The 24,028-nt window shown below is 37.0% G+C and carries 24 protein-coding genes; 15 read left to right on the top strand and 9 right to left on the bottom strand.

From position 1 onward, the window contains the following. The first annotated feature begins 131 nt into the window (after positions 1–131). The 3 genes from M3610_RS04660 (at position 132) to M3610_RS04650 (ending at position 4,731) form a co-directional block, all read left to right on the top strand. The gene (locus tag M3610_RS04660) at positions 132–2,495 is read left to right on the top strand and encodes a nitric-oxide reductase large subunit (RefSeq protein ID WP_251456896.1); all 2,364 of its coding nucleotides are present in this window, start codon (positions 132–134) and stop codon (positions 2,493–2,495) included. 282 nt (positions 2,496–2,777) lie between these two features. After that, entirely contained in the window at positions 2,778–3,011 is a 234-nt protein-coding gene (locus M3610_RS04655; RefSeq protein WP_098571189.1) for a DUF2249 domain-containing protein, read from the top strand. Positions 3,012–3,228: 217 nt separating this feature from the next. Continuing rightward, positions 3,229–4,731 carry a carboxypeptidase M32 gene (locus tag M3610_RS04650; protein WP_251456894.1) on the top strand — a complete coding sequence of 501 codons (1,503 nt, stop codon included), beginning with the start codon at positions 3,229–3,231 and terminating at the stop codon, positions 4,729–4,731. Between the two features lie 97 nt (positions 4,732–4,828). On the opposite strand, the gene M3610_RS04645 is transcribed toward M3610_RS04650, so the two are convergent. Genes M3610_RS04645 through M3610_RS04635 form a run of 3 tightly spaced genes read right to left on the bottom strand, consistent with a single transcriptional unit; the run spans position 4,829 to position 7,143 of the window. After that, positions 4,829–6,496, bottom strand: a complete 1,668-nt coding sequence (locus tag M3610_RS04645) for a b(o/a)3-type cytochrome-c oxidase subunit 1 (RefSeq protein ID WP_251456892.1) — start codon at positions 6,494–6,496, stop codon at positions 4,829–4,831. Further along, positions 6,496–6,972: a cytochrome c oxidase subunit II gene (locus M3610_RS04640; protein WP_251456890.1), complete on the bottom strand. Its 477-nt coding sequence runs from the start codon at positions 6,970–6,972 to the stop codon at positions 6,496–6,498. The genes M3610_RS04645 and M3610_RS04640 overlap by 1 nt, the downstream gene beginning before the upstream one ends. 21 nt (positions 6,973–6,993) lie before the next feature. Beyond that, positions 6,994–7,143 carry a cytochrome c oxidase subunit 2A gene (locus M3610_RS04635; RefSeq protein ID WP_251456888.1) on the bottom strand — a complete coding sequence of 50 codons (150 nt, stop codon included), beginning with the start codon at positions 7,141–7,143 and terminating at the stop codon, positions 6,994–6,996. A gap of 715 nt (positions 7,144–7,858) precedes the next feature. Between M3610_RS04635 and M3610_RS04630 the strand changes: the two genes are divergently transcribed. The 5 genes from M3610_RS04630 (at position 7,859) to M3610_RS04610 (ending at position 15,346) form a co-directional block, all read left to right on the top strand. Then, positions 7,859–8,947 carry a type III polyketide synthase gene (locus tag M3610_RS04630; protein ID WP_098571194.1) on the top strand — a complete coding sequence of 363 codons (1,089 nt, stop codon included), beginning with the start codon at positions 7,859–7,861 and terminating at the stop codon, positions 8,945–8,947. Beyond that, positions 8,948–9,523, top strand: coding sequence for an isoprenylcysteine carboxyl methyltransferase family protein (locus tag M3610_RS04625; RefSeq protein ID WP_251456886.1), 576 nt, complete (start codon positions 8,948–8,950; stop codon positions 9,521–9,523). Positions 9,524–9,860: 337 nt separating this feature from the next. Continuing rightward, complete coding sequence (locus M3610_RS04620) at positions 9,861–13,514, top strand: dynamin family protein (protein WP_251456884.1); 3,654 nt, start codon at positions 9,861–9,863, stop codon at positions 13,512–13,514. Positions 13,515–13,555: 41 nt separating this feature from the next. Next, the gene (locus M3610_RS04615) at positions 13,556–14,383 is read left to right on the top strand and encodes a sulfurtransferase (RefSeq protein ID WP_251456882.1); all 828 of its coding nucleotides are present in this window, start codon (positions 13,556–13,558) and stop codon (positions 14,381–14,383) included. A 69-nt stretch (positions 14,384–14,452) separates the two neighbouring features. Continuing rightward, positions 14,453–15,346, top strand: coding sequence for a 5'-3' exonuclease (locus tag M3610_RS04610; protein WP_098571198.1), 894 nt, complete (start codon positions 14,453–14,455; stop codon positions 15,344–15,346). 76 nt (positions 15,347–15,422) lie between these two features. Here the strand turns inward: M3610_RS04610 and sspL are convergent, their stop codons facing one another. Then, positions 15,423–15,560: a small, acid-soluble spore protein L gene (gene sspL, locus M3610_RS04605; RefSeq protein WP_026563862.1), complete on the bottom strand. Its 138-nt coding sequence runs from the start codon at positions 15,558–15,560 to the stop codon at positions 15,423–15,425. 84 nt (positions 15,561–15,644) lie between these two features. On the opposite strand from sspL, the gene M3610_RS04600 reads away from it, so the two are divergent. Next, positions 15,645–16,136 carry a divergent PAP2 family protein gene (locus tag M3610_RS04600; RefSeq protein ID WP_251456880.1) on the top strand — a complete coding sequence of 164 codons (492 nt, stop codon included), beginning with the start codon at positions 15,645–15,647 and terminating at the stop codon, positions 16,134–16,136. A gap of 29 nt (positions 16,137–16,165) precedes the next feature. Further along, a complete protein-coding gene (locus M3610_RS04595) occupies positions 16,166–16,447 on the top strand; it encodes a DUF6123 family protein (protein WP_251456878.1) in 282 nt (93 codons plus the stop codon). Between the two features lie 34 nt (positions 16,448–16,481). Here M3610_RS04595 and M3610_RS04590 read toward each other — a convergent pair whose 3' ends face one another. Beyond that, positions 16,482–17,411, bottom strand: coding sequence for a DMT family transporter (locus tag M3610_RS04590; RefSeq protein ID WP_251456876.1), 930 nt, complete (start codon positions 17,409–17,411; stop codon positions 16,482–16,484). A 5-nt stretch (positions 17,412–17,416) separates the two neighbouring features. Further along, positions 17,417–17,824 carry a reverse transcriptase-like protein gene (locus M3610_RS04585; RefSeq protein WP_098571201.1) on the bottom strand — a complete coding sequence of 136 codons (408 nt, stop codon included), beginning with the start codon at positions 17,822–17,824 and terminating at the stop codon, positions 17,417–17,419. A 199-nt stretch (positions 17,825–18,023) separates the two neighbouring features. Here M3610_RS04585 and M3610_RS04580 point away from each other — a divergent pair, with 199 nt between their 5' ends. Together M3610_RS04580 and M3610_RS04575 are read left to right on the top strand one after the other, a co-directional pair. Continuing rightward, entirely contained in the window at positions 18,024–18,680 is a 657-nt protein-coding gene (locus tag M3610_RS04580; RefSeq protein WP_098571202.1) for a reverse transcriptase-like protein, read from the top strand. A gap of 20 nt (positions 18,681–18,700) precedes the next feature. After that, positions 18,701–18,886 carry a zinc-finger domain-containing protein gene (locus M3610_RS04575; protein ID WP_306460573.1) on the top strand — a complete coding sequence of 62 codons (186 nt, stop codon included), beginning with the start codon at positions 18,701–18,703 and terminating at the stop codon, positions 18,884–18,886. A 70-nt stretch (positions 18,887–18,956) separates the two neighbouring features. Here M3610_RS04575 and cspD read toward each other — a convergent pair whose 3' ends face one another. Beyond that, the gene (gene cspD / locus M3610_RS04570; protein WP_026563856.1) at positions 18,957–19,157 is read right to left on the bottom strand and encodes a cold-shock protein CspD; all 201 of its coding nucleotides are present in this window, start codon (positions 19,155–19,157) and stop codon (positions 18,957–18,959) included. 280 nt (positions 19,158–19,437) lie between these two features. On the opposite strand from cspD, the gene M3610_RS04565 reads away from it, so the two are divergent. The 3 genes from M3610_RS04565 to mntR all read left to right on the top strand — a co-directional run bounded on the left by M3610_RS04565 (position 19,438) and on the right by mntR (position 22,583). Next, positions 19,438–19,725: a hypothetical protein gene (locus M3610_RS04565; RefSeq protein ID WP_098571203.1), complete on the top strand. Its 288-nt coding sequence runs from the start codon at positions 19,438–19,440 to the stop codon at positions 19,723–19,725. 175 nt (positions 19,726–19,900) lie between these two features. Beyond that, positions 19,901–22,090 (top strand): DNA topoisomerase III, encoded by a 2,190-nt coding sequence (locus tag M3610_RS04560; RefSeq protein WP_251456874.1) that lies wholly within the window; start codon positions 19,901–19,903, stop codon positions 22,088–22,090. A 70-nt stretch (positions 22,091–22,160) separates the two neighbouring features. Next, positions 22,161–22,583, top strand: a complete 423-nt coding sequence (gene mntR / locus M3610_RS04555; RefSeq protein ID WP_026563854.1) for a transcriptional regulator MntR — start codon at positions 22,161–22,163, stop codon at positions 22,581–22,583. 32 nt (positions 22,584–22,615) lie between these two features. Here mntR and M3610_RS04550 read toward each other — a convergent pair whose 3' ends face one another. Then, positions 22,616–22,825, bottom strand: coding sequence for a DUF3892 domain-containing protein (locus M3610_RS04550; protein WP_251456872.1), 210 nt, complete (start codon positions 22,823–22,825; stop codon positions 22,616–22,618). A gap of 114 nt (positions 22,826–22,939) precedes the next feature. Then, positions 22,940–23,848 (bottom strand): homoserine O-acetyltransferase MetA, encoded by a 909-nt coding sequence (gene metA / locus M3610_RS04545; protein ID WP_251456870.1) that lies wholly within the window; start codon positions 23,846–23,848, stop codon positions 22,940–22,942. Positions 23,849–24,028 lie beyond the last annotated feature (180 nt).

Here is a 24,028-nt window from a genome sequence, read left to right as displayed (position 1 = left end):
TTATGAAAATTATTCTCAGTCTAACAGGTGTGTGGCAAATATCACAGGAAAAGGATGAAATGCTTCACTTTGTGTCAGACTTGTGAAAGTTACAATACGAAAGGTAATGAAACACGAAAGGATGAAGGGTTATGGAAATACAACGAGGAACACCACCAAAAAAAGTGGTGAAGGCGAATAAAAATGCATTGCTTAAATCAGTATTAGTGATCACAATATTGCTCAGCTTCACTGTTTTACTAGTTGGGGGATATTGGATTTTTAAAGAACAGGCACCAAGACCTGTCGAAGTAACTAATGAAAAAGGTGAAGTTCTATTTACAAAAGAATCCATCATGGGTGGACAGGCCGTTTTTCAAAAGTACGGATTAATGGATTATGGTACTGTTTTAGGTCACGGTTCATATATGGGTCCTGACTATACGGCGGAAGCTTTAAAGTTATATACTGAGGGAATGCAAGACTTTAGGGCAAATGAACAATATAGTAAAGACTATGCTTCTTTAAATGATGATGAAAAATCAGCAATTAAAAATAAAGTAATCAAAGAAATGCGGAAAAACCGTTATGACTCAAGCAGCGATACCATGAAGTTAACAAATGCACAGGCGTTTGGACTTGAAAGAGTTAGAGAGTACTATAAAGAGGTATTCACTAAAGGTGACGGCTGGGGATTAAAGCCAAATCTAATTAAAGAAGGCGACATGCCTAAAACAGATCGTGCGTATGTTGCAAAAGGCGACCAAATTACACAAATATCAGATTTCTTCTTCTGGACTGCCTGGCTTTCAAGTACGGTTCGTGAAGGTGATAAAATTACTTATACGAATAATTGGCCATATTATGAAGACGCAGGCAACCAATTATCCTTTTCAGCCGTTTGGTGGAGCGGGGCAAGCATTACATTATTTGTATTAATGGTAGGAATTATCCTATTCGTGTTCTACCGTTATAATTTTGGAATGCAGGAAGCGTATAAAGAAGGTAATTTCCCGCAGATTGATCTACGAAAAATGCCAGTGACAAGTTCACAAGTGAAAACAGGGAAATACTTCGTGATTGTTGCTGCTTTATTCTTTGTACAATGTATGTTTGGGGCTTTACTAGCTCACTATTATATCGAACCAGATAGTTTCTTTGGAATGAAGTGGATTCATGATATTCTTCCATTTAATATTTCAAAAGGTTACCACCTGCAGCTGGCTATTTTCTGGATAGCTACAGCCTGGCTTGGAATGGGAATTTATGTTGCACCGCTTGTTGGCGGGTATGAACCTAAGAAACAAGGTCTATTAGTAGATATTTTATTCTGGGCACTGGTGGTTCTTGTTGCCGGAAGTATGGTTGGAGAATGGCTTGGTGCAAATGGTTATTTAGGAAACAAGTGGTTCTTATTTGGACATACAGGTTGGGAATATATTGAACTAGGACGTGTTTGGCAGCTCATTCTCATTGTGGGGATGCTTATCTGGCTGTTTATTGTTTATCGTGGAGTCAGGGCAGGTCTTAAGCGAGAAACAGATAAAGGCGGACTCATTCACCTATTATTCTACTCAGCGATTGCTGTACCAGCTTTCTATATTTTTGCCTTATTTATCAACCCAGGTACCAGCTTTACATTTGCCGATTACTGGCGCTGGTGGATTATCCACTTATGGGTAGAAGGTATTTTTGAAGTGTTTGCAGTTGTAGTTATTGGTTTCTTATTGGTTCAACTGGGCCTCGTAACGAAGAAATCTACCGTAAGACAACTTTATTTCCAATTGATCCTTCTCTTGGGCAGCGGGGTAATCGGAATCGGGCACCATTATTACTACAATGGTTCTGCAGAAATTTGGCTGTCTCTCGGCGCTGTATTCTCTGCATTAGAAGTTATTCCGTTAACATTGTTAATCCTTGAAGCATATGAGCAATACAAAATGATGCGTGAGGGTGGAGTAAATTTCCCTTACAAAGGAACATTCTGGTTCTTAATCTCAGTTGCCATTTGGAACTTAGTCGGTGCAGGTGTGCTTGGCTTCTTGATTAACCTGCCTGCTGTCAGCTATTTTGAACATGGACAATTCTTAACCCCAGCACACGGCCATGGTTCGATGATGGGGGTATACGGTATGTTCGCATGTGCAGTACTTCTTTACTCCTTAAGAAATATTGTAAAGCCAGAAGCATGGAATGATAAATGGATTAAAATCAGCTGTATCTTGTTAAACATTGGACTCGCAGGAATGGTGTTCCTATCCTTACTTCCAGTCGGATTCATCCAAATTAAAGAAGCATTTAATCATGGATATGCAGCATCTCGTTCAGCATCTTTCTTACAAAAGGATATTGTTGAAACATTATTAACTTGGCGCGCGGTGCCTGACACCATATTCTTAATTGGCGTAGTGATATTGTTAGTATTCTGTATTAAGGCAATCTTTAATTTGAGAAAGCCAACACATAAAGAAGGAGAAAAGCTTCCAGTTAAAGATTTATCAATAGATGAAGAGTAATCATTAAAAATCCGCAAAGGTCAGCTTTGCGGATTTTCTTTGCTCTTTTTCTCAAAACACTCAAAACAATAGATTTCTTTCTCCTCTGTATGGACCCCGTTAAAAAAACCATCCAAACAATAGATTTCTTTACTACAGCATGTACACTTTCCAATGAGTTCCTTCATTGTCATCCCCCCGTTTAAGCAAAATCATGTTTTTGGTGTGATGCCTCTCACTAAGTTTTCATACAGGTTTTAATATAATAAAAGAGAAGTTAACAAATTAATAGGAGTGATAATAATGCAAACATACGCAAAAGTTATCAATGTACCAGATTTCCCACCACGTGAGAAACATCCTACCATTTTTAATGGCTTTGACGAACTAGCATCTGGTGAAACGATGATGATTGTCAATGACCACGATCCAAGACCATTGTTATATCAATTCATGATGGAAAGACCAGAGCAATTTTCTTGGGAGTACCTTGAAGAAGGTCCAGAAACTTGGAGAGTAGCTATTGCTAAAAAGTAGTTCCCTTAAAAATTAATTTCAATTAAACTTGATTAACTTAACCATTGCTAAATTTTCCAATCTATTTATTTTCCAGGATTCATCCTCTTTTCCCTATATTTCTATTTTACAACAGAATTTCTTTCTGTTGTTTTTTTATTCCGATGGTTATAGCCATTTACCTATTTTTCTGAATAATGTGTTAAAATTTAAATGGGAATCTAAAGGGGGATATGGAATGAATAAGCAGCTACTAGAAAAAGAGTTTTTGGATTACGTGAAAAAGATGTCAGCCTATAATGAAGCATTAGGATTAATATATTGGGATTTAAGAACAGGGGCTCCCAAACAAGGTGTGGAGCGACGGTCTGAAGTGATTGGAATGCTTTCCTCGGAAGTATTTAAAATGTCTACCTCTGAGGAAATGGCTGCATATATAGCAAGTTTAGGAAAACAGCCCCTGTCCGAAAGAACTAGAAAAATTCTCGATGAGTGCAAAAAAGAATATGAACGAAATAAAAGAATCCCCGCTGAGGAGTATAAAGAGTTTGTCATTCTCCAATCTAAGGCTGAAAGTGTTTGGGAGGAAGCGAAAGAACATTCAGATTTTGCTTTGTTCAGTCCTTACTTAGAAAAACTGGTTGCTATGACTAAGAAATTCGTAGGTTATTGGGGGCATGAACAAAACAAATACGATGTGTTATTAGATATGTATGAGCCTGGTATGACGATGAATGTATTAGATCAAGTATTTGCGGAACTAAGGGAGAAAATTGTGCCTTTAGTCAAACAAATTTCAGAGTCGTCAAACAAACCTAAAACTGATTTTCTATTTAAAAAATTTCCTAAGGAAAACCAACGTGAATTGAGTTTAAAAATTCTTGAAAAAATGGGTTATAATTTCAAAGCAGGCCGTCTGGATGAAACGGTTCATCCCTTTGCAACAGGATTAAACCCTGGTGATGTCCGTGTGACCACAAATTATAATGAAAACGACTTTCGTACTGCCGTTTTTGGGACGATACATGAAGGTGGTCATGCTTTATATGAACAGAATATTTCTAAATACTTAATTGGTACACCGCTTTGCACGGGTACCTCTATGGGGATTCATGAGTCGCAGTCCCTTTTTTATGAGAATATCCTGGGAAGAAGCTTTTCATTTTGGAAAAATAATTACCAACTGCTGAAAGACTATGCAACTGGACAATTTGACCAAGTGGAAATTGAAGATTTTTATCGTGCTATTAATGAATCGAAACCATCATTCATTAGAATTGAAGCGGACGAACTAACATATCCGCTCCATGTGATAATTCGTTATGAAATTGAAAAAGGGTTATTTAATGATGATGTTGCTGTGAAGGACTTACCAAAGATATGGAATGATAAGTACGAAGAGTATTTAGGCATTCGTCCTGAAAATGATGCATTGGGTGTGCTGCAGGACGTCCATTGGGCGGGAGGCAGCTTTGGTTATTTCCCTTCCTATGCCTTAGGGTATATGTATGCAGCACAATTTAAGCAGAAAATGGTCGAAGATCTACCGAATTTTAATCAATTAGTCGAAGAGGGGAACCTTATTCCAATCAAAGAATGGCTGACAGCTAATATCCATCGATACGGCAAAATGAAAAAGCCGCTTGAAATCTTACAGGATGTTACCGGAGAGGGCCTAAATTCCAAATATTTAATTGATTATCTATATGAGAAGTTTGGAAAGGTATATAGATTAAATTAATGAAACAAGACTTCAATCGAAAAGATTGAAGTCTTGTTAAATTATTAATATTTTGCTTTGAGAATTGTCCTGCTCCAGGGCGTTTGCGCTTTTCTTATTACCATTTACTCCAGGTCTGGAATCCTTTTGAGCCTGGAGGGGAGTTTTGAATAATATCGATAAATGGAATCGTGTAAGCGAAAAGAATTAAGGCTGCGGCAATTCCTAGCCATAATTTCCAGTTTTCAAATACCATTGGTGCTTTTTCCTCAAGATTCTCAGCTACCGCTACAGGGAATTCTTCATCCCCTTTAGGAGCAAAGAAGGCAAGATTGATGAATATGATAATCATCAGAATAATTCCTAGGAATAAAATTGTTCCACCCACTGCTTGTGCAATTTGATATGGAACCCATTCAGCTGCTTGTTTGGCTCCACCATAAGTAGAGAATGCAGAACGTCTTGGTCCGCCTAAAAGGCCTTGGAAGTGCATGGCACCCGACATGAAGGCCATTCCAATGAACCATACCCAAGCTTGAATGATACCTAATTTATTCATAGCTTTTGTTAATTTGCGGCCGGTTAAATGTGGAACAAGCCAATAAGAAATTCCAAAGAACGTTAATACAACGGATGTTGCCGCAGTTAAATGGAAGTGACCAGTTACCCAAATGGTGTTATGCACCACTTGGTCCATTTGGTTGGAAGCGTTAATGATCCCACCAGCACCAGCAGGAATAAATGAAGCCATCCCAATAAATGGAACAGTAAACCTAGCGTCATTCCAAGGCAGAACTTTAAACCAGCCAAAAAGGCCTGTTGCTCCTTTTGAGCGACCATATCTTTCAAACGTAGCGAATAACGAGAAAGCAGTCATTAATGATGGAATAATAACCATGAATGTTAAGATAACCTGTAAGAATTTCCAAGCAGGGTCAATCCCTGGCTCTGTTAATTGGTGGTGAAAACCAACCGGAATCGAGAAGAGCAGAAACAAAATAAATGACAAGCGTGCCAATGAATCAGAGAAAATTTTTCCACCGATAATTTTCGGGATAATCGCATACCAGCACATGTACGCAGGTAAAAGCCAGAAATAAACGAGTGGGTGACCAAAATACCAAAATAAAGTCCGACTTACTAATACATCAACAGTATCCACTAATCCAAGCGACCAAGGAAGTAATTGGAACAATACCGTTGCTGCAACGCCCAATGTAGCAATAATCCACATGACAGTATTTATTACAGCCATAAAACTTAATAATGGACTTGGCTGACCTGGATTGTTTTTTCGCCATTTTGCATAGGTCATGATTTGAGCCGAACCATCAATCCAGCTTCCAATTACTACAAACGTTAAACCTAAGTAAAAAATCCAATGTGCTTTAAGTGGTGCATAAAAAGTGTAAAGTACAGAAGCTTCTTTTAGCAAAACCATGGTTGCTGCCATTAAAGTTCCTACTAACATTATCCAAAAACCGATCCAGCCGCTTCGGCGGGCAGCAATTGAATGACCTCCAGTGGTTCTGCTTACCGCAGCATATTGAAATCCCATAATAAAAAACGTCGTTAAAACCAATCCCATTAAAACACCATGGACAGTTAGGATTTGGTAATAATCAATGCCCCATGGAAGCTCCCATTTTCCGGAACGGACAAGGGTTTGTAATAGCCCCATTAAACCTCCAAGTGCAAGAGCAGAGAAGGCAACAAAAAAATGCGCCATTGAAAGCTTTGCATCTCGCGGGTCCACTTTTACTTTCGTTGTTATGGAGTTAGTCATTATTTTTTCACCTCAATCATCGAACTCATTAAATGATGTCCAGCACCACAATATTCATTACAAACAATTAAATATTCTCCTGCTTTATCAAATGTTGTCGTATATTCACTGACATAACCAGGCTCCAGCATCATGTTGATATTTGTTCCCGCAACCTCAAAGCCATGGACGACGTCTTTAGTTGTAGCAATAACTTTCACCTTTGCTCCAAGTGGTACTTCCACTTTTACTGGATTATAGGAGAAAGCCGAAGCAACATAGACTAACTCATAGTCCCAATCTTTCCCTTCAACCTTATGTAATCCCGGTTTATCAAAGGGTTTCGTTTGATCGACCTTATCTACATTAATCGTCGTTAAACAGCTCGGCGGCTTGTTGCCAAGATAGAACGCGCTTACACCTACAGTTGTTAAGAAAACAACCAGAGCGCCAATTCCAAAGGCTAGCCAAATTTTTTCGAATTTATGCATATGCATAATCTTTTCCCCCTTCAATCATTAAAAACGATCAACAAATAAGTAATAGACACTTACCCAAGTAACAACAATAAAAGCTCCTAATAAGAAAACGGACGCTAATGTCCCTTTAAGAGAAGAGCTGTCTTCAATTTCTGTTTTATTGTTTGTTTTAAGTTCCGCCTTCGCCATCCCCCGCACTCCCTTCAGAGTAATAAAATAATTGATTAGTTCTCTTTCATAATACAAAACAATTGTGAGGAAAAAATAACAAATATCATAGTTCACGAATTGTTCATTCCTTAGGTATCTACTATGTTAATATTATAAAATTGATATAACAGTGATTTATATCACAATCACCCCGGGGTATTTGTGAATAAAATGTGAACTATCACACTTCCTCTGTGATAAAAGTAATTGAATAATCCTTCATAAACGATAAAAAGATATCTTTTGGAATCAATGTCACACTCTCGAAGTTCGAAAATATGATAATAATAAATCTTATTTTCCTCTAGAAAAGAGTGGATTTTTGTGGAAAAATATTATTGCGAACGATGTCGTCTCTTGTATGACAATGTGGAAATTTGTAAAATTTGTGGAACTGTAGTAAAAAATAAAATTAAGATTGAAGTTCAAAAGCAGCCTGATAAAAATTAGATCAAGAAAAGCATATTTCTTGCTTTTCTTTAAGAAGTTGAAATTGGAAAACATTAGCTAATGAACGAAATTAGCATCCATTATATAATTTAAGAGCACAGCAACAACCTTCAAAACGTTTGCTCCCTTATAGAGAAACTTCGGTTTCTCCCTTAAAGGGGGCTTTTTTTTATGTGTTGACCTTTCTGCATAAATATCTCCAATCTGGAAAAAATACCCTTACATAGCTTGAAGGAGATAAGATATGCCGACGATAATTTCAGTTGCAGAGGTAACGCCGCCATTTGAAGTAAACCAAAATCAAGCATCGGAGTTTGCCCGCGAGCTGTTCTCCGATTCTTTTAAGGACATTGAAAGACTTTTACGCGCCTTTCAAAATGGCCAAATTGAAAAAAGGCATTTTGTAAAAAACATTGATTGGTTTAAAGAAGATAAAACGTTGGAAGAAAAAAATACGGCTTATATTGAGTCAGCGGTTGAACTTGGAAGAGAAGCAATCGAGAAGTGTTTATATAATTCTGATTTCTTAACAAGGGAAATCCCTTATCAGGAGATTGACGCCATTTTTTTTATTTCAACCACCGGAATGGCTACTCCAAGCATCGAAGCGAGAATTATGAACTTACTTCCCTTCCTGCCTCATACTAAGAGGGTTCCAATATGGGGACTTGGTTGTGCAGGTGGTGCTGCAGGGTTATCAAGAGCCCGTGAATACTGCCTTGCTTTTCCGAAAGCAAAGGTCCTTGTACTTTCTGTGGAACTTTGCAGCTTGACCTTTCAACGTAATGATCTATCGAAAAGTAATTTCATAGGTACATCCTTATTTGCTGATGGTGTTGCCTGTGCGTTAGTTTGCGGTGATGATTCAAATTATTGTGAATACAGAAAGAAGAAGACTTCACCCTTCATTATTGCAACTCAGTCAACACTTATGCCGGATTCCTTAGATGTGATGGGATGGGATATAAAGAGTAACGGGTTATATGTCGTTTTTTCTCGCGATATTCCTCATATAATTGAAAATTGGTTGAAGCCGAATGTAACGGAGTTTCTAGTAGAAAATCATGTAGAACTTGAAACAATTAACTATTTTATTGCCCATCCAGGTGGAAAAAAGGTAATCGATGCTTATGTAAAATCATTAGAAATTCCTCCCTCAATGACTAAGGTTTCACTTGATGTGCTAAAACAGTTTGGAAATATGTCTTCAGCGACAATCCTTTTTGTGCTGAAGCGATTCATGGAGAAAGAAATTCCAAAAGGTGCCTATGGTCTTGGTACTGCTCTTGGGCCAGGGTTTAGTTCAGAACTGCATTTAATGAGGTGGAGGTAAATGGAAGGATTTCTTGTATTCGAAATCATCATTGGCTTCATTATTTTTCAACGTGTGGTTGAACTTTGTATCGCAAAACGGAATGAAAAATGGATGAAGAACCAAGGTGCTATCGAATTTGGTAAAAAACATTATCGATTGATGGTTTTGATGCATGTACTGTTCTTTATTTGCCTAGTTGCTGAAAAAGTTTATGAGAATAGGGAACTCTCTTATTTTTGGCCGATCCTCTTATCAATTTTCTTATTGATGCAAATCATGAGAATTTGGGTGATTATTTCACTTGGAAGGTATTGGAACACGAAGATAATTGTTTTACGAGATGCAAAGGTGATAAAAAAAGGTCCTTATCTTTATATCAGACATCCCAATTATTTTGTGGTTGCGATAGAAATAGCTGTGTTACCTTTATTATTCAACTGCTATATAACGGCGTGTCTCTTTACTTTCCTAAATAGCATTATCCTTATAGTTCGGATTACTGAAGAAGAAAAAGCGCTTATGGAACTGACGGAATATGAAGGGATATTTCAGGATCGTAATCGTTTTCTCCCTAAAGTTGTTAAAAAAGTGTGACAATTTAATTAGGACTATTGAAAATGATTATCACCTATGTTAAAATTTGATTAACAATGAAAATCATTCTCAACAACCTTGATAAGGAAGGTGTTACATATGGCTTTTGCTTTAGTTGGCGGAACGGTTATTATTTATGCATTTGTCATGAAGCACGTGTTAAAAAATGTTACCCATTAAAAATAAATATCTACCTTTTTTGAGCCAAGGCCGGTAACCTTGGCTTTTTGTCGTTTTTGGGAAAAATTTGTTTTAAGAAAAAATGTATCAGGATAGGAAAAGTTTGAATTATCGTATAAAATAAAAAATATTACAAAGTTGTTAAGGGGAATAAGTAATGATAAAAATAGCGAACCAAGAAGAAGCCATCCAGACATTGAAAACGAAAATCATATCAATATATGAATATTTAATGAATCAAGAGGATTTTGAACATGCAAAAAAAATTAAACAATTAGCCAAAAAGTTAGAGAACAGAGAGTTTCTAATAGCTTTTTGCGGTCATTTTTCTGCAGGGAAATCGACAATGATTAACCAACTAGTGGGTGAAAAATTACTGCCATCGAGTCCAATTCCTACCAGTGCAAACTTGGTGAAAGTAAAAGCAGGGGAAGAATACGCCAAAGTCTTCTTCAAAAATGAAACACCTCGTATATATTTAGCACCTTATGATTATGAATTAGTAAAGAATTATTGTAAAGACGGCGACCAAATTGAAGAAATCGAAATAAGTCACAGTGATACGGGTCTGCCCGAACATACTGTCATTATGGATACACCTGGCATTGATTCAGCTGACGATGCCCACCGAATTGCAACGGAGTCGGCCATCCATCTTGCTGATTTGATTCTTTACGTAATGGATTATAACCATGTCCAAGCAGAGTTGAATTTTTTATTTACAAAAGAATTGACTGAAGCAGGGAAAGAAGTTTACTTAGTCATAAACCAAATTGACAAACACAATGATGAAGAACTAAGTTTTCTGGAGTTTCAAAACAGTGTGGAAGATTCGTTTGCATCATGGGGGGTTAAACCAGCAAGAATATTTTATACTTCATTGAAGCATGAAACCCATCCCTTCAATGAATTTCACGATCTTCAAGGTTTTATTAGAGAAAAATTGTCGTCTAAAGATCAATTATTAGTTCCATCCATATTTCAATCTTTGAAGAAAATTACACAGGATCATATCCAGCAAAGGCATATATTAGATCAAGAGAATTTGGCACCTATTCTGGCGATTCTAGATGAATTATCTGATGAAGAAAGAAGTACATTGTCCAATGCTGCCGAAGAAGCGGTAGGTAACCTCAAGACATTAAAAGATGGGGTGGCTGGAATTGAAAAGGAATTTGATCATCAAATTGCCCAAATCCTTAAAAACGCCTATCTGATGCCCTTTCCAACGAGAGAATTGGCTGAAAGTTATTTGGAATCATGTCAGCCAGAATTTAAGATTGGATTTTTGTTTTCTAAGCAAAAGACAGCAGAAGAGAAAAAGGTAAGGCTGGATCGTTTCCAGCATGATATTCTTGATAAAACGAAAGCTCAGTTAGAATGGCATGTCCGCGAATTTTTACTAAGCACATTAAAAGAAACTGGACTTGATGAGGGGGAACTGCTGGGATTGGCACAATCTTATTCCATCAATGTTCCAACAAGTCTCTTAACAGAAGCAGTAAAGCCCGGTGCACGAGTATCTGGTGAATATGTATTACATTATACAGAAGATGTGGCCAATGAAATTAAAAAACTGGCACGAATCCAACTCACGACTTTTAAAGAGGAGTTTCTTAAAGCATTAAAGGAACGAACCACCAAACTAATAGGGAAGTATGAACAAGAACTAAAAAGCACAGATCGATATGTTAAGGCATTAACAGAATTAAAAAAATCGCAGCAGAAAATTACCTTGATGGAAACAAAAATCGAAGAGTTATTAACATCGGATGTTGTGCTGCAAGAAGATAGTTATCATCTTTTTGAACAGGATGAAGAAGTATTTGAGGTGGTCAGAGCTCAGCCAACCACTAGCACTGATTCAACTGTCACCAAAACTTCTAAGCCTGAACCCTTTGAAAAATCCATATTTAAGGAAACGGAAGTAAATTCATCGAAAGACCATTTAATAAAAACCGTAGAGCGTCTCAGCCTTACTTCAACATTAATCAAAGACATTCCTGGGTTTCAAAAGCTCTCAATGGAATTAGCGGAAAAAGCAGAAAGACTTGCAAACAAAGGGTTTACCGTCGCATTATTTGGTGCTTTCAGTGCAGGCAAATCATCCTTTGCCAATGCACTTATGGGTGAAAAGGTATTACCTGTTTCACCAAATCCTACCACGGCTGCGATTAATAAAATTAAACCAGTTACGGAAAATCATCCTCATGGCACAGTCCTTGTTAAATTTAAAGATGCATCAGCCATGCTGGAGGATGTTAATCGTTCTTTAAAAGTATTTGAACACCAGGTTGCAGATTTAGAAGGTGCATCCAAGCAAATAGATCAGATTATGCTTCAAACAGGGCAAGAAGGTGGAGTTTTAGAAAAGACCCATTATGCCTTCTTACAGGCATTTATGAAAGGCCATGCATCATATGGGAATTTGTTGGGAACTGTTCTCGAAACGGATGTTACTGAATTTAGCGAGTTCGTCGCAAAAGAAGAAAAATCTTGCTATGTGGAATGGATCGAGCTTTATTATGATTGCGAGCTAACTCGAAAAGGCATCACACTTGTTGATACACCTGGAGCAGATTCAATCAATGCTCGTCATACCGGTGTAGCCTTTGATTATATTAAAAATTCAGATGCGTGTTTTTTTGTTACGTATTACAACCATGCATTTTCTAAAGCTGACCGTGAATTCTTAATCCAACTTGGGCGTGTGAAGGAATCATTCCAAATGGATAAAATGTTTTTTATTATCAATGCGATCGATCTTGCTGAGAGTGAGGAAGAGAAGGAATCGGTGATTGATTATGTTGAGGATCAACTTAGCAAATATGGGATAAGAAATCCGCATCTTTATCCTGTGTCTAGTTTATTAGCCTTAAAGGAAAAAACGGATGCTAATCAACAATTGGATTCAGGACTGAATAAATTTGAACAGGCGTTTTATCGCTTCATTACCAATGAATTAACAGAAATGGCTATCTCCTCAGCGGAAAAGGAGGTAACTCGTGTCCATGATTTAATCACTAATCTGATTCAAAGTTCGCGCGAAGATCAATCGGTAAAAGAGAAAAAACGGGAGGATATTAGATACCAGCAAGCGCTAATTCAAGAGTTATTTACAAACCAAACAGTTGGAACATTACAAAACCGTTTGCATCAAGAGGCAGATGAGCTGGTTTATTACATTAAGAAACGGGTATTTTTACGCTTCGGGGATTTCTTTAGGGAGTCATTTAATCCAAGCTCTCTGAGGGATGATGGACGTAATTTAAAAAAAGTTTTACAAAGTGCGTTGGATGAATTTCTCGAAAGTCTAGGGTTTGATTTTGCTCAAGAAATGAGAGCAACTACTGTACGTATTGAGCGCTTTACTGAAAAGCAGATGTCTGATTTCCAATCAAGTCTTATCAGGAACTTACAGGAAATTAATTCAGACCTTTCTTTTTCACCATTTGAAATGGAGCATAAAGAAACAATAGAATTTCCAAATGCCTTTAAAAATGTAAATAAACAAATATTTACGAAAGCCATGTCTTATTTTAAAAATCCAAAATCCTTCTTTGAAAAAAATGAAAAGAAACAAATGAGTGATGAGCTTTATCAAGTGTTAGATATACCAGCAGAGGAATATTTAGCAGAAGAAGCGAAACGATTAAATAGTCATTATAGCGATGAAATCACAAAGGAATTCGATCGTCTATTAGAAGAAATGAACGCGCAAGTAAATGATTTTTATTTAAGTCATCTTTCGGCCTTAGACGGTGGAATCCCCATTGAATTTTTAAAGGATATCCAAACAAAGCTGGCATAATAGTTCTAAGTTTATATATCAAAATCGAGGAGGACGCTCTAGTGAAATATATTAAAGATCAGGAATGGGTCTTGAAAAGCTTAAATGAGAATCATGTCAGGATCATCGATTGCCGGTTTTCATTAGCCGAACCAGAAAAAGGCAAGCAAGAATACTTACAAGACCATATTCCAGGAGCAGTGTTCTTTGATTTAGAAAAAGATCTGTCCAGTCCAAAACAAACCTATGGCGGCAGGCATCCAATGCCAGTGCTAGAAGAATTTATCTCTAAACTTGAGAATGCAGGGATTGATGAAAACAAACTTGTAGTGGCCTATGATAATGGTGAAGGAGCGTATGCTGCCCGTTTTAGCTGGATGCTTCAATACCTCGGTCATGAAAATGTCTATGTGCTTGATGGTGGATATAAAGTTTGGGTAGAAAAATCTTATCCTGTAACAAAGGAAATTCCTGTCTTTGGAAAAACTGAATTCCATTTCCGGGTTCAACCTGAATTGCTGGCAACAACGGAAGAGGTAAGAAAAGTAGTTGAAAAACAGTTAACCAATAAAATCTTAATCGATTCGCGGGAAGAAAAACGCTTTTTAGGTATAGAAGAACCAATTGATAACAAAGCTGGGCATATTCCTGGAGCAATCAATATGCCATGGATGGAAGGATTAAGTGACAGTCATTATAAGCCTGTTGAGAATCAGAAACAAAGGTTCGAAAATCTCGACCCTTCTAAGGAAATAATTGTATATTGTGGATCAGGGGTAACAGCTGCCCCTAATTACTTGGCCTTAAGAGAAGCTGGTTTTGAGAGAGTAAAGCTCTATGTTGGAAGTTTTAGTGATTGGATCTCATATGAGGATAATAAGATAGAATAATATTTTGGGGCAACTTATGTTATAATGGAAATCGTGTTGTTTTTAAACAGCCAAATAAGGAGGTCCAAAATGACGAATCAAAAACCTTCACTGATGCTTGTTGATGGAATGGCCTTGCTATTCCGTGCTTTTTACGCTACCGCAGTTACTGGACAATTTATGATAAATTCAAAAGGAACACCCACGAATGGAATTCATGGCTTTGTGAAGCATTTATTCACGGCTGTAAATTCTTTCAAGCCCACACATCTTGCCGTTTGTTGGGATATGGGAAGTAAGACCTTCCGTACTGAATTGTTTTCTGATTATAAAGGGAATCGTGGAGAAGCTCCGGTTGAGCTTATTCCGCAGTTTGATTTAGTAAAAGAGGTGGTGGCCTCTTTTGATATCCCAAATATCGGACTAGCTGGATACGAAGCCGATGATTGCATTGGAACCATTGCCAATCAATCGAAAGATTATGCTCATGTCTCGATTTTAACTGGTGATCAGGATATGCTTCAGTTGCTTGATGACAGTATTTCCGTAATTTTATTGAAAAAGGGCTATGGGAATTATCTTGTTCATACGCCAGAAACTTTTTTGGAAGAGAAGGGGATTACTCCTCGGCAAATGATCGATTTAAAAGCTCTAATGGGTGATACTAGTGATAATTATCCTGGTGTAAGAGGGATAGGAGAAAAGACAGCTCTAAAGCTCTTAAAGGAGTTCGAACATGTTGAAGGTATTATCTCCAATTTAGATCGCTTGTCCAAATCAAATAAGACTAAAATTGAACAGGATTTAGAAATGCTCCATTTATCGAGAATACTTGCTGAAATAAAATGTGATGTTCCCGTAAGTTGTGCCTTAGATGAGGCGGGCTTAAGAATTGAAAAAGAAAAAGCATTGAATAAGTTAATGGAATTAGAACTTCGTGGATTACAGCGCCTACTGCCAATAGACGAAGTGTTTGTTTCCTGAAAAAATGAGGTTGTCTATTTGAGACGACCTCATTTTTTTTAGATTAATGAATAAGGTATGCCGGAATTTCCGCTTTTTATTTTGTATTTTTCTTTTTAGCGGCATTTTCCAATTTGCTTTTCGGTTCTTCGGCAAACTCGGCATCTTGACCATATCCTTGAGGATTAACCCCTGGTGCTTTCACGCCGCGATTTGCTTGACCATTTTTACCCATAATCGTTCACCTCCCACTTTTTTAGTATTTCCTGTTGGAATAATAAAACTCAGGAATTCGAACAATAGTAGCAGGGGTGATTTGATGAACAAAGGTGTTTATTTATCGCTTTTTAGCATCGGACTAGCACAAGGAATGAAAATTCCGCTTCACTATATAAAAGAGAAAGAATGGCGCCCTGAACTATTCTTTGGAACTGGCGGGATGCCTAGTTCCCATTCAGCCGGGGTTTCTACTTTAACAACCTATATTGCCATGCAGCGTGGCCTGCCAACCTTTGATTTTGCCCTTTCCCTTATCTACGGATTAATTGTCATGTATGATGCACAAGGGGTTAGAAGGCAAACAGGTGAGTTAACCTTAAAAGTTAATTCCATGAATGAATTAATTGAAAAAATTCATAAAGAGGAAAGCGTTGAATTTAAACAGGACTCTCCAAAAAAGTTAAAAGAGATGTTAGGTCATGAACCGGAAGAGGTTGTTGGTGGAGCCATCCTAGGTGTTTTGGTGGGAGTCATTGGTCACTTATGTACAAAAAAGAATAGAAAATTACCAAAATTTAAGTTAAGATTTTAAAGGGATGTTCAGAGTTTGTTGGGAGAGGGATGGCAAAGTCAGTGGGAACAGTCGAAGATTATTTGCATCACCTGAAAGGAAAGGGTTTTCAATTCCAAGAGGATGCAATTGGGTTTATTTTCTTTGGGAAGCACTACACAAACGCTTCAGATGAAATGATCAATACGGCCATTGAGATGACTCTTAAAGCACAAAGAAGTTTTGATGGAAGTTTTTATGTATCATTATTGGAAACCTTAATTTCAAACAAAATCAGCACTAGAAAAGAAGCGATTCAATTTGTTAAAGAAAAGGAACTATTAGCGTTATAAACATGAGAAAACTCCCTTTTAAAAGGGAGTTTTTTCATGAAACTTCATCTTCAATACTCTTACTTCTTTTAAGAAAAGCAATTTTTTGGGTGGGGAGTTCAGCAAATATCATGCCTGCAAAAATTAGGAAACAGCCTATTAAAGCACTATAGGATAATCGTTCTTGTGCCCAATAAAAACCTGTAATCGCAGCAAACACTGGCTCCATTGCAAAAATCAAGGCTACCCTTGTTGCTGAGGTATACTTTTGGAAATTGGTCTGAATTAAAAAGGCAAGCGCCGTCGCGAACAAGCTCGTGATGATTAGGGCAATAAGCACCTCTTGTCTAAATAGTATTTCGGGATTAAAAGACTTCCTCCAATCTTCAAAAAGGAAGGAGGATACGATTGAAAGAAAAGCTACAGTTGTAATTTGGATAATCGTTAACAGCAGTGTTGGAAATTTATTGCTAAATTTACCGGTATAAATAATTTGAAGCGCGAAACTGATCGCACAAATGAAGACGAAGCCATCTCCCTTATTCAATGCAATTACATCAGTCATTGTCAGCAGAAATAAGCCAATCGTTGCTGTCAGCACACCGAAAACAGCATTTCTGGTGGGATACTGCTTTAATAACATCATCGAAAATAATGGGACGAGGACAACGCTTAGCCCTGTTATAAATCCTGCTTTAGAAGAAGTAGTATATAATAGCCCGATGGTTTGGGTAGCATACCCAAGAAATAACCAAAATCCGATGAAAACACCGGATAAAAGTAACTTTCTATCCAATTTTTTCAACTGCTCTTTGTCAAATAGGAAAAGGCAAAGAATTAATATTATGGCTGCAGCAAGAAAGCGAATGCCATTAAAGGAAAATGGTTCAAGGAAATCAATAGCATTTTGAACTAATACAAACGTTGTACCCCAAATAATGGTGACAAGGAGCAAACTTAAATCAGCAAATAAAGGTTTTTTCATGAGTTTCATTGCTCCCCGGGAAGATTTTTTCGAATCGCCTGCCGTGCTAATTCATCTGCAACTTTATTTTCAGCACTCGGAATCCATTTCATAAAAAATAAAGGAATTTGTTTGGATAAATGTAATGCGTGTTCAAGTAATGGGGTGTAAAGCTTATTTTTAACAAACTCTTTTTCAACGGCCTGATTTACTAATTGAGAATCCGTTCGAAAAGACAAAACGGAATCCTGAACCCCTTTTTCTAAACATATTTCTAATGCTTTAATAAACGCATGATATTCTGCTTCATGATTTGACATGTTTCCAAGGGGAATGGAATATTTTTCAGAAATGCCATTTCCTTTAATAAAAATCCCGGCTCCGCTTGGTCCAGGATTTCCAGCACTTGCCCCGTCAATATATACTTCAATCAATTCTGTTTCCTCCATATGTGTACTAATGAAAGTTTATCATATTTCTTTTAAGGCAGAAAATATTTATTCTTATAACAACTATGAAGAAGTGGGTATGATAAGAATATATCAGAATAGGTTAGGATGAAGTGGTAAAATTGCCGAATAGGAATCGATTATTTTAAATGCCATTGAATTCTTTAAAGAAAGGTTGAAGACATTGAAATATCGGTTAGAGTGGATGTATAAAACAAAAACTAATGAAAAGGTACAGTTTTCCTCTGAATTGGTATCAGGTGAAACAGCGATACAAATCGGCGAGGAGCTTGAAAGTACTGGCAAAATATCGGATTTGTTTTTTTATGATGAGAAAGGCACCTCTTGGATCTTAAAGGAAATGAAAAAGTTGATGACTGAAATTGAAGAAGATCCACATGAAATAACCGTTTACTTTGACGGGGGCTTTCAAAAGGAAACAAATCAAGCAGGTCTTGGTGCAGTTATATTTTTTAAACAGGGAAGGAAGAAATATCGTATTCGAGCGAATGAGCGAATAGATGAATTAGAGACAAACAATGAAGCAGAATATGCTGCTTTTTATTATGCCTTGAATATTTTAGAAGATTTAGGGGTACATCATTTATCTTGTGAATTTAAAGGGGACTCCCAGGTTGTGTTAAAACAATTAGAAGGGGAGTGGCCATGCTATGAAGATACACTTAACAGCTGGCTTGACCGAATTGAGGGGAAAATTAAAGAGTTAGGTTTAATCCCAAAATATACGACGATTAATAGAAAAGATAATAAAGAGGCAGATAAACTGGCAACACAAGCATTAGCAGGAAAAGAAATATTTGCAAAAACATTAATTCTTTAGGAAAGGGGTGGGAAACTGTTGTGAAGGAAATCAACAGAAGAGAATTATTGAGTCATGTCGAATCTTTAATGGCTCATTACTGTGAAGGCTGCTTTTTACATCAACATATGAAAAAAGAAGGCGGGCGAAGATCAGCACACCGGTTTTGCATTTCCCAGTGTACAGTAGGGGAACAACTCCAGGAATTTGGGAAAAAATTAAGTTAATGCAATCACATAGTTCCTGCAAAAATATAAAGGCTGACGATATTCGTCAGCCCAAATTGGTTAATTTAGATTATAGTTTTACAACGTTAGCTGCTTGTGGTCCACGGTTTCCTTCAACGATTTCAAAAGAAACTTCTTGGCCTTCTTCTAAAGATTTGAAGCCTTCGCCAGTGATCGCGCTGAAGTGTACGAATACATCGTCGCCGCCTTCTACTTCAATAAAACCAAAACCTTTTTCATTGTTAAACCATTTAACTTTACCGTTTTGCATTTACTTCTTCCTCCTAAGCCTTTTCAAGCCACCCTTATGGTGCCAAAGATAAATATTATCATGTAGACAATCTGCACTAGTAAAATAATGCATATAGTAGATACATGATGCTTTAAATATACAATATTGAAAATTTACAGTCAAGGAAGGACTTAGGTTTTTTAGTGTATTTTTCATAGATTCTATGAAATTATTTAGATAATCGTTAGCAGGCACTAACATAAAACTACTTTTGCATCATATGTTTAAATAACCAATATACATGCAGGAGGCAGATATCATGTACCGATTTTCTATTGAAGGTGCGGAATGGATATTAAGATTTTCACCGCAAGTTTATATTGATTCAGTTGAAAAACAGGCGATATTAATGGCTCTGCTTCATATCGGTGCTGATTTAAGTAAATATTCTCATGGAAGCGCCTTTATCATTTTTACGAAAAAAGTTGGTGCGATAGTTTTCGAAGTTGAGAGAATTCCATCTTTAATATTAACAGTTTCAAATATTATCCCTGATGACAATTGGTATGATCATCCAAAGATTAGCACGTTAAAACAAATAATGTAATGTTCCTCAAGGGTGGCCATAAAAATGGCCATCCTTTTATTTATTCTCCAGCCGGCGCATTTGTCATCATTTTGTCAAGGAAAGTAATGGATGCCCAGTATTTTATCTCTTTACTAACGATGGATTTAATGGGTAAAATGGATTTCGGGATGCTTGTAAAAAAGGGAGCAATCACATGAAATTAATTATTGCCGAAAAGCCGGATCAAGGTTCGACCTTAGCATCAATCTTTAAACATAAAAAACAAAATGGTTTTATTGAAATTTTTTCAAATGATGTTTTTCCTGAGGGAGCCTATGTCACTTGGGCCATTGGACATATATGCCAATTAGTTTCGCCTGAAAAATATCAACAAGGCTGGAAAAAATGGTCTTTAGATCATTTGCCAATGATCCCCGAACAGTTTGAATACGAGGTAACAAAGGATAAGGCAAAACAATTTGCCATCATTAAGAAATTGGTCTCAGACCCAAGGGTTACTGAAATTATTCATGCAGGTGATGCGGGGCGCGAGGGTGAGCTAATTATCCGCAATATCCTCAGGCTGACTAAATGTCACAAACCCATGAAAAGGCTGTGGATTTCTTCGTTAACTGCCAATAGTATTCGAGAAGGTTTTCAGAAGCTCTTGGATGAACAACAGACAAGGAGTTTATATTTTGAAGCCTATACCAGGGCTTGTGCTGACTGGGTGGTAGGTATGAATGCTTCACGGCTCTATAGCCTCTTATTGCAAAAACAAGGATTTTCCGATGTGTTTTCAGTTGGGCGAGTGCAAACCCCAACCTTAGCGTTAATTGTTAAAAGAGAACTAGAAATAGAGAACTTTAAGTCTGAACCTTTTTGGGAGGTTCTAGCACATTTTAATATGGATGGAAAAAAGTACACAGGAAAATGGCAGAATGATGGCGAAACCCGAGTAAACAAAAAAGAGTTAGCAGAAAAAGTTGCGGCTTTTTGCAAGAATAAACCCGCTGAGGTTAGTGAGGTTCAATCAGAAAGAAAAGAATTTCTCCCTCCACTCTTATACAATCTTTCGGCTCTCCAAGCTGAAGCGAATAAACGGTATAAGTTTTCTCCAAAGAAAACTCTCGATGTTATGCAAAAGCTCTATCAAAAAGGAAATGTTTCATACCCTCGTTCCGATTCACGGTATGTAACGAAAGAGGAAGCTAATACTTTCCCAGATATTTTAAACAAATTAAGTCATTTGAAAGATTACGAAAGCTTCTTTCCTTTGCCAATAGAATCGATTTCAGAAAACAAACGCTATGTAAATGAAAAAAAGGTCACGGACCACTATGCAATTATTCCAACGGAACAAATCCCAATTGTGGAACGGCTTACTCCGGATGAAAAGAAAATTTATGATTTAGTCGTAACAAGTTTAATAGCTGCACATTACAATAAGGCGATTGCGGAGTATACTACTGTAACAACATTAGTAGATAGCAGGGCGGCATTTATCTCAAAAGGAAAGGTACAAATTGAAGAAGGCTGGCGAAAGGTACTGAAACCAAAAGATAATGATGATGAGCCTGCACTGCCAAAGTTAACAGAAGGTGAGCAAGGTAAAACAGATAAAGTGGAAGTGAAAGAAAGTAAAACTCAGCCTCCAAAACGTTATACCGAAGGTCAATTGATTACGTTAATGAAAACAGCAGGTAAGCATATTGATGATAAGGAACTTGAAAAAATTCTCACTAAAACGGAGGGTCTTGGCACGGAAGCGACGAGAGCAGGCATCATTACGATGCTAAAGGATCGCTTATATATTGAGGTCAACAAAAATTTAGTCTATGCCACAGCAAAGGCCAAAATCTTGATTGAAGCCATCGGCAAGGAGATTTTAGCTTCGCCAGAGATGACCGCCAAGTGGGAACAGAAATTGAAGGAAATTTCCGAAGGATCTGCTGCGCCAAAACATTTCATGGAGCAAACGAAAAAGATGGTTTTTCATTTAATTTCGTCTAGTATAGATCAAGCGGCAAATTGGTCGTTTTCGGATGAAATGCGTGAAAATTTTGCACCAGGGAAGCAAAAGGGAAGAAAACAGTCATATACCAAACTAGGGCCTTGTAAAAAATGTGAGGGGTCTATGGTGGACAAGGGCAGTTTTTACGGCTGTTCCAATTACCAAAAAAATCATTGTGATTTTACTATATCTAAGAAGATTTTAGGTAAAAACATTACGCAAAAGAATATTAAGCTTCTTTTATCAGAAGGGAAAACAGAGCCGATTGAAGGGTTTGTTAATAAAGATAAAACTTTTAATGCCCGGCTTTATATAGACGAATCTGAAAAAAAGGTCAAATTTTTATTTGAACAAACGCCTCAAAATAAGGAAGTAATTATAGATAATTGATAAAGAGCCTTGTCACTATTTTTTTCTTATAGTACACTTTTAGTTGAGTAATTTTTTTGGAGGGTATGGGATGCCAACACCAAGTATGGAAGATTATATTGAACAAATATATATATTGATTGAAGAAAAAGGATACGCTCGGGTTTCAGATATTGCCGAAGCGCTGTCTGTACATCCCTCCTCAGTAACGAAAATGGTGCAAAAGCTTGATAAAGATGAGTACTTAGTTTATGAAAAATATAGAGGTCTTGTGTTAACAACAAAGGGTAAAAAGATTGGTAAACGCCTTGTCTTTAGACATGATTTGCTAGAACAATTCCTAAAAATCATTGGTGTAAAAGATGAAAATATTTATAACGATGTCGAAGGGATTGAGCACCATTTAAGTTGGGATTCCATCGATCGGATCGGTGACTTGGTTCAATTTTTTGAAGAGGATCAAAAGCGAATTGATGCATTAAATGAAATTCAAAAACAGAATGAAAATGAATAATAAAGCACCTAGCGGAATTACGCTAGGTGCTTTTAATATAAATCAGGGAATTGGTCAAAAGATTGGCTGCTCTCTGGTATTAAAGACATTTTCCCGTGTTCCTCAATCGCCTGGACCCCTTGGATTAGACCCTCTTCGGCCTCTTGTAACGCTTTTCGATACGAGATGATTCGACCCTCAGAAGTAACGAAGTTAATAATATCACCATTGTAATTGCGATGAAGTGCGACGATTGATTCCATCAAAACTCTCCCTTTTAGCTATTTTTTGGTGCTCTTACTTTTTCTATATTCTTTCTATTTTTACAAAAAATAAACTAAAAAAAGCATCGGAGGTTTAATTTCCGATGCTTTCTATTAACCCCAAAAAAAAGGAGTTTCTTGGTAGACATAATAATTGAGCCAGTTTGAAAAGAATAAGTGGCCATGGGACCGCCAGCGATTTATAGGAGGTTGCGTTGGATCATTATTTGGGAAGTAGTTTTCGGGAATATGGATTTCAAGCCCCTTCTTCACATCCCTTTCGTACTCCTGGGCAAGAGAATCTGATTCATATTCTAAATGTCCGGTAATCATCACATGCTTTCTGTCTTGCGAAGCAATTAATAGGGCTCCTGCATCATCGGAAGCAGCTAATAATTTTAATTGTGAATTCTTTTTAATTGCTTCAATCGAAACATCTGTATAACGAGAATGTGGCGCGTAAAACTGATCATCAAAACCACGCAGCAAAATATCATTTTGTTCAAAAATCCGGTGGGCATAAATGCCGGAGCATTTTCTTTGTAATTCAAATTTCCCAATTCCGTAATGATAATGCAGTGCAGCTTGGGCTCCCCAACAAATATGTAGCGTCGAAGTGACATTTTCATTGGCCCAATCCATTATTTCTGTTAACTCTGACCAATATTTCACTTGATCAAATTCTAACAGCTCCACCGGGGCACCAGTAATAATCATCCCGTCAAATTTCAGGTTCTTCACTTGTGAAAAGGTCGTGTAAAATTGTTCGAGATGCTGTTTACTCGTATGGGTGGATTCATAAGAATTCGTTTTTAAAAAGTTTACATTTACCTGTAAGGGTGAGTTTCCTAATAATCGTAAAAGCTGTGTTTCTGCTCTTTCTTTTTCAGGCATTAAATTCAGAATAAGTATATTTAACGGTCGGATATCCTGAGCAATTGCACGTTCATTGTCCATGATGAAGATATTTTCTGTTTCAAGAATTTCCCTTGCTGGGAGAAGTTTTGGAATGTTAATTGGCAAGTGACCATCCCCTTTTTCTGGTTTAATTTCAGGTGTTTTACTTCATACTACATCCATTAATATAACTACTATATACGACAAAATGTCAATGAATATTTAAAATATTTAATAATAATATTATAAACATTATTGTAATTTCAGAAAAGATAATAATTTGTTCATAATTGGCAATCGGATTGA

Source organism: Neobacillus sp. MER 74, from assembly GCF_023714155.1.
Note: the sequence above shows the minus strand (reverse complement) of the source record. Positions and strands in the feature narration are given on the sequence as shown.